Origin of the sequence: Nocardia sp. NPDC005978 (genome assembly GCF_040614455.1) — a bacterium.
Lineage (GTDB): Bacteria > Actinomycetota > Actinomycetes > Mycobacteriales > Mycobacteriaceae > Nocardia.
This window is the reverse complement of record NZ_JBEXUS010000005.1, coordinates 17,967-31,046: the sequence shown is the minus strand read 5'-3', so window position 1 is coordinate 31,046 and position 13,080 is coordinate 17,967. Positions and strand designations below refer to the sequence as shown.

The window sequence follows — 13,080 nt, the reverse complement described above, 5'->3', positions numbered from 1 at the left end:
GGTGCCGCTAGTAAGGGCTTTCGAGGGTGGTTGGGGTGCTTGCGATTTCCAACGTATGTTCGGGGTAGGCAGGTCCCGCGATGTAGAAGCGTGCTCGGGTCTTGCCCACGGGTTCGAGCACCCGGAGCGCGACGAGGTCGCGTAGGTCGCGTTGTGCTTGTTGCAGGCTCAGTCCTTCGGACTGTTCGTAGCGGGTGCGGCGGACTCTGCCGGACATCGCGACGTCATGGAGCGCACTGATGACACGTTCGTCCAGGCGGAGACCTGCGACGAATTCCTCGAGTGTTGCCCACACTTTTCCGGATCGTACCCATCGGGCGTGCACGGTTTGGGCTTGTTGGTGGTAGGCGGTCAGGTTGAACCGGATCCATTCGGACACATCCTGATCCGGCCGATAGGTGCTGCCACGGCGGCCGAGGACCTGGTAGTACTCCCACGTATTACCTGGCCTGCCGAGCCAGGCTTCGATGGACGAGAACTCGGGTGCGAGAACGCCTTCCCTGGCGATCATCAGAGTTTGGAGTGATCGGGACATTCGTCCGTTGCCGTCGGCCCATGGGTGGATGGAGACGAGATGGAGGTGTGCCATCGCCGCGCGCACAAGCGGGTGTGCTCCGTCGTCGGTGTTGAGCCAGTCGACAAGTTCCGCGGTCAGCCCGGGCACTTGATCGGCATCGGGAGCCGTGTAGGCGGCGATGCTGGGGTCGCGGGTATCGGTGACGTACACGGGACCTGGTCGCCATTGCCCAGCCGGGCGGCGCTCTGTGTGCCGGTGGCCCTGCAACATCCAGTGCAGTGCGTTGAGGAAGCCTTTGCTGTAGGCGAAATCGTCTGTGCTGTGCAGACTCTGGATGTAGGTCATCATTCGTTCGTAGGCGAGTGTCTCGGCCTTGTTCTCCTCGGAGACCTCGACGTCTCGCTCGCCGGCTATGAGGTCCTCGACATCGACGGTGGAGACTTTGAATCCCTCGATGGAGTTCGACGCGGCGACGGAGTCCGCGGTGAGGAATTTTCGGAGCCCGCCCGCCCACTTGCCGGGTTTAGCCTGCAGCTCATGACGCAGCTGCTCGCGCATCCGGTCTACATCGCCAAGGATGCGGGTATCCACGGCGGTCAGCTCGGGCGTAGGGAACAGCATGACATTAGAATAGTGTGACGTTATCATTACGTCAAGCTGCGTGGATCCTGCCGCCGACCGCGCAAACATCCCAGGGTGGGCCTATCCGGCAGGTACCGTGCCCCTCTTGGTGAACACCCTCGTGTCGGGGTTAGTCAAGGGACTTGGGTTGGTTCGGTGGAGGGGGTGTCAGGTCGGTAGCTACAGCAGATCCGTGGGGTATACGACCCGGCAGGCTGGGGAGTTCAGAGGGTCATCCCAAGCGCTCCTGACTGCGGCGAACAACTCATCGATTTCGCTTCTTGCAAGAGCGCCTACCGAGCGGCTCTGGCTCCAGTTCACGGGTCTCCAACTGCCACTGGGGGTTCTGCGTGACGCATTGGCCAAGGGGTTGAGTTCGGACTGCAGTCGGTGCTCCAACGCGAGGCCAACTACATCGGCGCCGAGGGTGGCGGTCGGGCTTTGAGCTTCTGGCAGGTACGGCCACGAGATCACTACGACACGATTCCAAATCTCGGGCGGATACGTGTTTCCGAGGTGGTGGCTCTCACCGATGGGCAAGTCGCGTAGTCGTCGCCGGGAGTTGCTGGTTTGTCCGATGTACAGAAGTCCCCAGTCGAGCCACACCGCATATACGACGTGCGGGGATGGCAGTCTCCCGTTGTGCGGTCCGGCCAGGGTCATTCCCAGTTTGTACGCGAACTGGTAGCGGTCGTGCCGCCAAGACTCTGCGGCGTCCTTGTTGGCGTTCAGTTCCCGAAGTGCTGTCTGCCAGTTCTTGAATGCCGATTCCTGCATAGGCCCAAACATACGGTGGTCTTCTTGTCGGCGGCCTAACGGTGGTTGGGATGAACTCGGGTGTGCCCCTCCCCGAACACTGTTCCTTGCCGGCTTCTCGTGCTGGCTGTTCCTTCGTTTGGTCGGGGCTGTCAATCCCGAAGAGTGAAGCGAGGGCTGGCAGGTTCGACCGACTGTTCGAGACAACTGGCCGGTGAAGAAACAGCCACGCGTCGTCGAATTCGTTCGAACGGTTCGGGGCTGTATCTATCTGAGTAGTAGGCGAATTCGGCAGTTGTTCGAGGTGGGTGGGTTCGGTGACCGACCGGTGGTGCGGCGGCGTTTCGCTGCACGTGCTCCGGCGCATCGCCGGGCAGACCGACAGCCGGGCCGCGGAGAAGTATCTGCATCTGGATCATTGCCTCCGGGGAGAAGCTGTCCCGGATCTGCAGTCCCGTTCCTGTCCCGCTGTGTGGGTTGTGAGAAATGAGAAAACCCTCTCCGACCGAGGTCGGAGAGGGTTTTACTACTGTCGGGCTGACAGGATTTGAACCTGCGACCACTTGACCCCCAGTCAAGTGCGCTACCAAGCTGCGCCACAGCCCGTTGCACTCCGCTGCGCTTTGTGCTTGATGAGAGTACATCAGGACCCCCCACTTCCTCCAAATCGGCTGGTTGCGGGCGTGTTCGTCCCCTTGTGGGGGTGAGCGGGGTTGGTACAAAACGGGCGGGGTCGTGGGGGAGTTCGGAAGGGGCGGGTTTCGGGTGGTGCGAACTTCCAGCTTTCCGGGGTGGCGGTGGAGAGGTAGGTGAGTCTTTGGGTGTCGTTTGGGAGGGCTTTGGAGCGGGGATTGCGTTGTGAGGGGGATCGAAATGGTTGTTGTACAGCGGGTTTGACGCATAGGTGAGTCTGTGGGGCGTGGGCTCGATGGTGTCGATGCCTTGCGGGCATGGGTTCCGAGTGCGTGCCAGACCCCACTTTTGGGGACAACTCGCTGATCAGAGCTGGTTTTTCCACTTACTTCCGAGCAACCTCGGGTGCCATCTTCGAAACATGCACCTCTCGCTACTATGCGGTAGCATCCTTGGCTAACCTGTACCGGGCCAGGGCAATTCGGGATGTGGAGGGTGGTCATGGCGGTAAATCGCCTGGGGGGCACTGAGTTGTATCCGTCGCGGTGGGTGCCTGCTCCTATGCGGTGGCATTCCACCCGGATTTCTTGGGGGCAGTCCTGGCGGATGGCGTTCGGGATGGGGGCCCGGTGGCGGGACCGGACCCTTGTGCATTACCTGGCGGCGGAGTTGCCGGGGGTGGACGACGTCATGGTGGCTCGGTTGCCATTTTTGAAGTATGTGATCGTGCGGAGTCCGGAGCTTGCGCGGCGCGTTTTGGTGAGTAACCAGGACAACTACGCCAAGAGCGCGGAGTACGACATGATGGCGGTGACCTTCGGGCAAGGGCTGGTCACCGACATGGACGAGAAGCGGTATCTGCGGAACCAGCGGCTCGTGCGGCCCATCTTTTCGCGCAGTGCCATCGACGGGTTCGCCGAGCCCATGACCGCGGCCGTGCTGGATACCGCGGGGCGGATCGGGGAGGCGGCGCGGGCGGGGAGCGCCGTCGACATCGGGGGCGAGATGAACCGGCTCATGCTGGATATCGTGGCGCGCACCATGTTCGGGACCGACCTGTCGGGGCCCATCCACAAGATCAACCTCAGTAACCTGCTCAAGTTCTACGGGGTCGGGTTCGCATCGGGGTTGAGCCGGCCGTTGCGGAAGCTGTCGACGTGGGTGGTCAAGCACACCGAGAAGGACCCGGACAAGCGGATCGGGTCGCGGCTGCCGATCCGGGCCATGCGGGCGTTGACCTGGGTGTCCGCGCCGCATCTCATGCTCGAATTGCGGGGGATCGAGGGGGCGGTGGACGAGCTCATCGCCGACCATCGCAGCGGGCGGATCGCCGGGAAGGACAATCTGCTCGGGCTGCTCATGGCCGCCACCGACGCCGAAACCGGGCACCGGTACAGCGACACCGAGATCCGCGACGAACTCATGACCTTCATCGGCGCGGGCATGGAGACCAGCGCCACCGCATTGACGTGGGTGTGGGACCTGCTCGCGGAGAACCCCTGGGCGCGGGAGCGGTTGCACGACGAATTGGACGAAGTCCTGGCGGGGCGACTGCCCACCGCCGCCGACATCGACAAGCTCGTGTGGTGCAGGGCGATCTTCATGGAGGCCATGCGCATCTACCCGCCGATCATCGGGCTCACCCGGGTCGCCAAGCAGGACGACGTGCTCGCGGGGTACCGGGTCACCGCGGGCACCACCGTCGTGGTGAGCCTGCACGGGGTGCACTACAACGGCCGGGTGTGGGAGGACGCCGAGAAGTTCGACCCGACCCGGTATCTGCCCGAGAACATGACCCCGGACCATCGGCACGCCTCGCTCGCCTTCAGCGCGGGGAAAAGAGTCTGCATCGCACAGGGATTCGCCACCATGGAGGCGGTGCTGACCCTCGCGATCATCGCGCAGCGCTTCCGGCTCGAGCTCGCGGTGCCGGGGCCCGTGCGCCGGCAGATGTCCTTCGTCGGCGCGCCGGAGCATCCGCTCATGATGCGGCCCGTCGTCCGGGACGCCGCGTCCGGGGACTGAGGAGACCGGCGAACACCACAGCGCGACAGCCGATCACCGAGGATCGGCCGCCGCGCCCACTCGGGCCACACACTTCCGCATCATCGAAAGTCGATCCATGCCGAAAACACTGCAGGACATAGAGATCCGCCCGGCCGTCAAGAGCGACATCCCCGCCATGACCGCCGCCCTGGACCGCGCCTTCAGCGAGGACGATCCCTTCGGGGAGTACATGTTCCCCGATCCCGCCAAACGCGCGCGAGCCCAGCCCCGGCTGACCCGCGCGATGATCCGGCACCAGTACCTGCCGCTGGGCGGTGCGCACGTGGCCACCGTGGACGGCGTGGTGGCCGGGGGCATGCTGTGGAAGCCGCCGGGCTACCGATTCGGGCCGCTGCGCTATCTCGCCTCGATTCCGGAATTCACCTGGGCCATGGGGGCCGGCGGGCCGCGGGTGCTCGCCGTGGACTCCGCCATCGGCAAGATCGCGACCGGACTGCCGCACTGTTTCGGCGTCACCCTGGGCGTGGACCCGCACCGGCAGCAGTCGGGGGTCGGCTCGGCGCTGTTGCAGTTCGCCATCACCGAGATCGAGAAAGCGGCCGTGCCCGCGCTGTGCCTGTGCAAGGACGGCAACGTCGGCTACTACGAGCTGTTCGGCGGGCAGCGGCTGGGCCGGATCCGGCTCGGGCGTTCGGGGCCGCAGATCAACGTCATGATGTGGCTGCCGTCGAGTCTGAAGTCCGACCGAGTTTGAAACACCCTGTGCGGGTGTCACTTTCACCAACGGCTCGGAGCGTATCCGAGCGAGAGGCTACACACTGTGAGGAGCGGGCTGCCTTGTCGGATATCGCGATCGTCGGCATCGGGTGCAGATACGCGGGCGGCATCGACTCGCCGGAATCGTTCTGGGACTTCGTCATCGGACAACGGGACGCCGTCACCGAGATCCCGGCCGACCGCTGGGACCACCGGCGCTTCTACGACCCGGACCAGCGGGCCCCGGGCCGCATGTACACCAACCGCGCGGCCTTCCTGACCGGCGACCCCTGGGCCTTCGACCCCGACTTCTTCGGCATCTCCCCGCGCGAGGCCACCGCCATGGACCCGCAGCAGCGGCTGATCCTCGAGGTCGCCTGGGAAGCCCTGGACGACGCCGGGGCCGCGGGCCGCAGCGCGGGCGCGCCGGTCGGGGTGTACATGGGGGCGTTCACCCTCGATCAGCTCGCCGTCGGATTCACCGGCGAGGCCGTGGCGCACATCGACATGCATTCCTCGGCGGGCACCTCGTACACCATGCTCTCCAACCGAATCTCCTACGCGCTCAATCTCGGCGGACCGAGCATCACCGTCGATACCGCCTGTTCCTCCTCGCTGGTGGCCCTGCACCTGGCCTGCACCGCGCTGGAGAACGGCGACTGCGAGACGGCCCTGGCGGGCGGGGTGAACCTCATGCTGCAACCGGGCACCTTCATCTCCATGTGCAAGGGCGGCTTCCTCGCCAAAGACGGGCGCAGCAAGTCCTTCGGCGCTTCGGCCGACGGCTACGGCCGCGGCGAGGGCGCGGGCGTGGTCGTGCTCAAGCGGCTCGCGGACGCCGAACGCGACGGCGACCGGGTGTACGCGGTGGTCAAGGCCACCGGATCGAACCAGGACGGGCGCACCACCGCGATCACCGTGCCCAACGCCGACGCCCAGGAGGACCTGGCGCGCACGGTCTGCCGCCGCGCGGGGATCGAACCGCACCGGGTCGACTACGTCGAAGCGCACGGCACCGGGACCCCGGTGGGAGATCCGCTGGAGCTCCGGGCGATCGGCCGGGCGTACGGCGCGGTCGAGGGCCGCGGCGAGGCGCTGGGGGTCGGGTCGCTCAAGTCCACCCTCGGCCATACCGAGGCGGCCGCGGGGATCGCCGGGGTGATCAAGTCCGCGCTGGCCGTGCACCATCGCGTCCTGCCGCCGCAGGGGTGGCTGGATACCGAGCCGAATCCCGATCTGGAGCTGGACGAGCTGCGGTTGCGGATCCAGTCCGAGGCGCGGGCGCTGGATCCCGGCGCCGGGCCGATGACGGTGGCGGTCAACGGGTTCGGCTACGGCGGGACCAACGCGCACGCGATTCTGCAGGGCTACGCCGGGACGGGCGGTGGCGCCGCGGTCCCGCATCACGGGGTGCTGCCGGTGTCGGCACGGAGCGAACGGGCGGTGCGCGAGCTGGCGGGCGCGTACGCCGGCCTGCTCGAATCCGGGGTGGCGGTGGACGATCTCGCCGCCGGTGCGTGGACCCGCCGCAACCATCACCCGTTCCGCATCGGCGTGCCCTTCGCCTCGGCCGCCCAATTGACCGCGCAGCTGAGGGATTTCGCCGACGGCGCGGGCCGGGATGCCGCCCGCACGGTCGGCGGCGGAGCGCCGGTGTTCGTGTTCACCGGTATGGGGCCGCAGTGGTTCGGCATGGGCCGGGAGCTGCTCGCCACCGACACGCTCTTCGCGGCCGCCGCCCAGCGGGTGGACGCCGCGTTCATCGCCGTGTCCGGCTGGTCCATCCTGGCGGAACTGGCCCGGCCCGAGGCGGAGTCGCGGGTCACCGCGACCGAGGTGGCGCAGCCCGCGAACTTCCTCGTCCAGGTCGCGCTCGTCGAAACCCTGGCGGCCCTGGGCATCACGCCCGCCGCGGTGGTCGGGCACAGCGTCGGCGAGGTGTCCGCCGCCTACGTCACCGGCGTGCTCACGCTGCACGAAGCCGTCACGGTCGCCTACCACCGCGCCCGGTTGCAGGCCCGCACCGCCGGCACCGGCGGCATGCTCGCGGTCGGACTCTCGGCCGAGCAGGCCGCCCCGCTGCTGGACGGTGGCGCGGGCGTCGACATCGCCGCGATCAACAGCCCCACCGCCTGCACACTGTCCGGTGCGCACGACCGCCTGGACGCGATCGCCGAACGCCTCACCGAGCAGGGCATTTTCGCGAAGAAGCTGCACGTCGAAGTGCCGTACCACAGCGCCCTGATGGATCCGATCCTGGACGAGCTGCGCGCCGCGCTGGCCGAGCTGAACCCGCGGCCGCCGTCGATTCCGCTGTACTCCACCGTGACCGGCGCGCGCGTCGCGGACGAACGCTGGGACGCCGACTACTGGTGCGCCAATGTTCGTGCGGCCGTGCGCTTCGCGGACGCCACCCGCGCCCTGACGACCGCGGGCCACCGGGTATTCGTGGAGGTGGGCCCGCACCCCGTGCTGGGGGCCAACATTCGCGAAATCCTCCTGATTGCGGGGGACAAGGGCGCGACCGTCGCCACCCTGCATCGCAAGCAGCCCGACGAGCTGAGCATGGGGCAGCTCGTCGCGGCTCTCTACACGACGGGCGCGCTGGACATCGGCGCGCTCGTCGGTACCCATCCGGCCGCGCACCTGCCGCTGCCGCGATACCCCTGGCAGCGCAGCCGCTTACGCGCTGACCTGCCCGCCGGGGCACAGCACCGCAACGGCACACCGGGCGTGCACACCATGCTCGGTGACCCGGACCTCGAGACGCCGCGGCGCTGGACCCTCGACATCGCCGCGGGGGTGCTGCCCTGGCTCGACGATCACGTGGTGGACGGCGCCCGTATCCTGCCGGGCGCGGCCTACCTCGACGCCGCGCTCAGCGCCGCCGCCCTCGAATTCGACCGGGGCGTACCGGCGGTCGAACAGGTGCGCTTCATCGCGCCGCTGGTCATCGAGGCCGGTGACGTGCCGGTCATGGAACTGACCGTGGCCGAGGGCACCCGGCGCTTCACCATTCGCTCGCGCACCGCCACCGGATCGGCCTGGACCGTGCACGCCACCGGGCGGCTCGTGGAGGGCGCGTTCGATCCCGGCAAGCCCGACGTCCCCGCGACCGAGTCCATGCCGGTGATCGATCCGGCGACCCTCTATGCCGGGCTGTCCGCCACCGGGGTCGAGCACGGGCCGGCCTTCCGGCTGGTGCGCCGCGCCTGGGCGGACGGGGAGACCGTCGTCGCGCATATCGACGGTGGCCGCGCCGCGGGCTCGGGTCATCTCGCGCACCCCTGTGTGCTCGACGCCGCCTGGCAGGTCGTCTCGCTCGGTGACACCGGCACACCGGCCCGGGACGGCGCGGTCATCCCGATCGGCGCGGACACGGTGCGGTCCTACGCGCCCATCCCGGCCGAGGTGATCGTCGTGGCCCGGCTCACCGGCCCGCTGCACGCCGATGTCCTGCTCCTGGACCGCGACCACAATCCGGTGCTGGAGATCGCGGGTGCGCGCTTCCAGGCCGTTCCGTTCGGCGGCGGCGTGCTACGACGACTGGAAGGGCTGTACTACGAGGAGCGCTGGACCCTGCGCGATCCCCTCGACCGGGCCGCGCTCGCTCCGGCCGAGGATTCCCGCACGATCCTGATTTCGCTCGGCGCGGTCACCACCGGGCGCATCGAGCAGATCATCCGCTCGGTCACCGGCAGTTTCGTCATCGACACCGCGACAGCGGAATTCGAGCGGACCCTGCTCGAAGCCCTGCACGAGGCGCACGGCACCCCGGGCGTGGAGCGCGTCCACCTGTGCTTCGTGGCGGGCACGGGCGACGACGTGGACGCCCTGTGGCGACTGAGCCGCATGGCGCTGGTCATCGACGCCTTCTCCGACAGCGTCCATCCGGAACCCCTGCCGCTCACCGGCGACGGCTCGCTGCACGCCACGCTGATCACCGAGCGCGCCTTCGCACATCCGGAGGATCCGGCCGAGCCCGATCCCGGGCACGCCGCTCTGGCGGGCGCGCGCCGCGTCCTGCTCAACGAGCAGCCCGCGCTGCAGTGGCGGCTCATCGACATCGACCCGGAGACCACCGAGGCCGAACTGGCGGCCGAACTCGCGGTGCCGGGCGCTTTTTCGGGCGATGGCAGCGAAGAGGTGTTCCTGCGCGCCGGCCTGCGCTGGTCCACCGTCGTCACGCGGGCGCTGCCCGATCGACTGGCGGCGCTGGACCAGCCCGAGCCGCTGACCGACCCCGAGGCCAATTTCGCCCTCGACATCCCCAAGTCCCGCTTGCTCTCCCAGCTCGGGTGGCGGCGCGCCGCACGGCGCGAACCGGGCGCGGGGGAGATCGAGGTGCGCATGGAGGCCATCGGGCTCGGCTTCAAGGATCCGCTCAAGATCCTCGGCGTGCTCGGTGAGAACGAATTGGCCGCAACGGCTTTCGGCACCGCTCCGGGTATGGAGGGCGCGGGCACGGTCGTGCGGGTCGGACCGGGCGAGCAGCGGTTCCGGGTCGGCGACCGGGTCGGGCTCGCCTCGCCGGGCATGATGGAGCGCTACCACGTCACCGACGCCGAGCTGGTCGGCACCACCGCCGCCACCATTCGACCCGAACTGTGTACCTCGACCGTGTCCATGGTCACCGCCGAATACGCGCTACTGGACCTGGCCCGGGTGCGGCCGGGGGAGACCGTGCTGGTGCACGGCGCGGCCGGTGGCGTCGGGAGCCTGGCGGTGCAGGTGGCGAAACTGCACGGCGCCATCGTGATCGGCACCGCGAGCACCGATGAACGCCGCGCCTATGTGCTGGCACAGGGCGCGGACGAGGTGCTGGATTCGCGATCGCTCAATTTCGTGGACGACGTGCTGGCGCTGACCGGCGGGCGCGGCGCGGAAATCGTGCTCAGCACCGCGCCGGGGGAGATCATTCACCAGAACTTCCGGGCGGTCGCGGAATTCGGCCGCATCGTGGAGATCGGCAAGGCCGACATCTACGCGGGCGGCGTGCTCGACATGCGGAACTTCGACAAGAACGTCGCCTACTACTCGTTCGACCTCGATCGCATGCTGAAGGTGCGCCGGGCCGAGGTCATGGGCAGGGTCAAGGCCGTCAACGAGAAGATGGGCACGGGCGAGTACCGGCCGCTGCCGTACGAGTCCTTCGCCACCGGCGAGGTCGCCGGCGCGTTCGAACAGGCGCTGCGGTCCACCCGAATCGGCCGCATCGCACTGCATCTGGGCACCGAGGCGCCGCCGGTGCGACCGGCGCACGCCGATGTGCCCATAGTCGCGGATGGCCGCTACCTGATCACCGGCGGCTTCGGCGCGTTCGGCCTGGCCACGGGTCGCTGGCTGATCGGGCGGGGCGCGCGGCACCTGGTTCTGGTCGGGCGCGGCGGCGCGCGGACCGAGATGGCCCGTGCACAAGTGGCGGACTGGGCGGCGCAGGGCATCGAGGTCGTCGAGGAACGCGCGGACATCACCGACGCGGTGGCCGTGGCGGCGGTGGTGCGCCGTGCGCACACGGCCGAACTGCCGTTGCGCGGGGTCTTCCACGCCGCCGGGATCCTGGACGATCAGCGCATCACCACCATGGACCGGGCCAGTCTCACCGCGGTGTTCCGGCCCAAACTCGATGGGGCGCGCACGATCTACGCCGCCCTGGACGCCGCCGGGGTGCGGCTCGACCTGTTCGTGCTCTTCTCCTCCGGCAGCGCGATCATGGGCGGCATCGGCCAGTTCTCCTACACCGCGGCCAATCTCGCGCTCCAGGCGTTCACCGAACTGCTGTATCGGCGCGGGGTACGCGTGCTGTGTGTGGGGTGGGGCGCGATGTCCGGCGGCGGGATGGTGGACGCGGACGAGACGGTGCAGCGGTACCTGCGGATCACCGGGTTCGACACCATCGACATGGACGAGGGCACCCGATACCTCGGGGAGGCACTGCGATTGGGCGTGCGCCAGGCCGCCATCATTCCCGTCGAATGGGGCAAGGTCGTGCTCGCGGCCCCGCAGGCCGCCTACACCGCCCGGGTGGCCGAGCTCATCGCGGCCGCCTCGCAGGACAACTCGGCCGCGGCGAAGCTGCGCGCGCAGATCGGCGCGCTCGACGAGGCCCAGCGCGCCTCGGTCGTCGGCTACGTGCTCGCCGAACAGCTCGCGGAGGTGATGGGCGTGGCGGCCGACTCCATCGACCTGGATGTGCCGCTGCCCGAACTCGGCCTCGATTCACTGATGGCCGTGGAATTCGGTGCGCTGGTGACCAAGACGCTCGGGATCGAGTTGAACAGCATGCAGCTGGGGCGCTCGTTCAGCCTGGCCCGGGCGGGAGCGCGGATCGCCGGCGTCATCGTCGGCGCGGACGCGGCGGCACAGGAGGCGCGGGCATGAGCGCCGACGACCGCGACATCGCGCGGCGACTGCTCGCGGGCACTCGCGACGCGAGCCCGCCGGGCGCGGGAATCGCACGGCCGCAACAGAATCTCCCGCGACCACGGCCGCCCCGCGGGCCGGGCAGGCAGTTCGCCGACCACCCCGACGTGGTGGCGGCCCTGCGCAAACAGGCCGCCATTCAGGAACTGGTGGACGTGACCGGGCTGCCGCACCCGCTGTTCCTGTCGCCGGACGGCCCCAACGGCGCGCTGATCCGTTCCGGCGGAAGGGAACTGGTCAACTTCAGCTCCTACAACTATCTGGAGCTGGCCCAGCATCCCCGGGTCGTCGCGGCCGCCAACGCCGCCGCCGAGCGGTACGGCACCTCGGCCTCGGCGACCCGCATCGTGACCGGGGAGATTCCGCTCTACGCCGAACTCGAGGAGTACCTGGCCGACATCTACGGGGCCGGTGCGGCGCTGGTCACCTCGAGCGGATTCCTCACCAATGCCGCCGTCATCGGCTTCCTGCTCGGCGAAGGCGATGTGGCGGTGTGTGATTCGCTGGCGCACGCCAGTCTGGTCGCGGGCACGCAGTGGGCGGGCTGCCGCCGGGTCACCTTCCGGCACAACGATCCGGCCGCGCTGGAATCGCTGCTGCGGTCCGCGCGCCACCGCTTCGATCGGGCGCTGGTGATCATCGAGGGGCACTACAGCATGGACGGTGATCTCGGGCCGATCGCCGAGATGGCCGCGGTGGCACGGCGGTACGACTGCGCGGTGCTGGTGGACGAGGCGCACGCGCTGGGCGTGCTCGGCCCGCACGGGCTCGGCAGCCGCGAACACTTCGACCTCCCGGGCGATCTCGTCGACATCTGGGCGGGCAGCCTGTCCAAGGCGATGGGCAGCACCGGGGGCTTCATCGCCGGTGATCGGGATCTGGTGCGCGCCATCAAGTACGCCGCGCCGGGGATGGCGCTGTACACGGCCGGGCCCTCACCCGCCAACGTGGCCGCGGTGCTGGCCGGATTCGACGTCATGGCACGGGAACCGGATCGCCTGGAACGGCTGTGGTCCAACGCGCGCCTGTTCAGCGGCGCGCTGCGGGAGCGCGGTATGGATCTCGCCGATTCCCAGGCAACGCCGATCGTGCCCGTGATCGTCCCCGGTGAGGTACGGGCCGGCTACGCGGCCACCGCCATGCTCCAGCGCGGATACAACGCCGGGGCCATTCTCGCGCCGGTGGTGCCCGCGGGGACCGAGCGCCTGCGCTTCTTTCTGACCAGCGAGCACACCGAGCGCCAGCTCATCGACACCGCCGACAATCTGGCGGAGGTGCTCGGCATCGTGGCCCACATCCCGGATTGGTCCATCGACTCCGGACTTCCCGTACCACCGGGGACCCCGGGTGAACGCCGGTGAAGCAGC

The 13,080-nt window shown here is 68.6% G+C and carries 5 protein-coding genes and 1 tRNA gene; 4 read left to right on the top strand and 2 right to left on the bottom strand.

Annotated elements, in window-relative coordinates; all coding sequences use genetic code 11:
* Positions 1-7 precede the first annotated feature (7 nt).
* The gene (locus ABZ319_RS03490) at positions 8-1,138 is read right to left on the bottom strand and encodes a Fic family protein (protein WP_354984708.1); all 1,131 of its coding nucleotides are present in this window, start codon (positions 1,136-1,138) and stop codon (positions 8-10) included.
* A gap of 1,288 nt (positions 1,139-2,426) precedes the next feature.
* Positions 2,427-2,500, bottom strand: a tRNA-Pro gene (locus ABZ319_RS03485).
* 786 nt (positions 2,501-3,286) lie between these two features.
* Between ABZ319_RS03485 and ABZ319_RS03480 the strand changes: the two genes are divergently transcribed.
* From ABZ319_RS03480 to ABZ319_RS03465, 4 genes are all read left to right on the top strand, one after another.
* On the top strand, positions 3,287-4,552 hold the full coding sequence (locus ABZ319_RS03480; RefSeq protein WP_354984707.1) for a cytochrome P450: 1,266 nt from the start codon (positions 3,287-3,289) through the stop codon (positions 4,550-4,552).
* A 97-nt stretch (positions 4,553-4,649) separates the two neighbouring features.
* Positions 4,650-5,288, top strand: coding sequence for a GNAT family N-acetyltransferase (locus tag ABZ319_RS03475; RefSeq protein ID WP_354984706.1), 639 nt, complete (start codon positions 4,650-4,652; stop codon positions 5,286-5,288).
* An 83-nt stretch (positions 5,289-5,371) separates the two neighbouring features.
* Positions 5,372-11,671 (top strand): SDR family NAD(P)-dependent oxidoreductase, encoded by a 6,300-nt coding sequence (locus tag ABZ319_RS03470; RefSeq protein ID WP_354984705.1) that lies wholly within the window; start codon positions 5,372-5,374, stop codon positions 11,669-11,671.
* Positions 11,668-13,074, top strand: coding sequence for an aminotransferase class I/II-fold pyridoxal phosphate-dependent enzyme (locus tag ABZ319_RS03465; protein ID WP_354984704.1), 1,407 nt, complete (start codon positions 11,668-11,670; stop codon positions 13,072-13,074). The genes ABZ319_RS03470 and ABZ319_RS03465 overlap by 4 nt, the downstream gene beginning before the upstream one ends.
* Positions 13,075-13,080: the final 6 nt, after the last annotated feature.

What these genes read in the sequence shown, in the direction of transcription:
- ABZ319_RS03490 (WP_354984708.1), bottom strand. Translation starts at nt 1,138, where the DNA reads ATGCTGTTCCCTACGCCCGAGCTGACCGCCGTGGATACCCGCATCCTT.
- ABZ319_RS03475 (WP_354984706.1), top strand. Translation starts at nt 4,650, where the DNA reads ATGCCGAAAACACTGCAGGACATAGAGATCCGCCCGGCCGTCAAGAGC.
- ABZ319_RS03465 (WP_354984704.1), top strand. Translation starts at nt 11,668, where the DNA reads ATGAGCGCCGACGACCGCGACATCGCGCGGCGACTGCTCGCGGGCACT.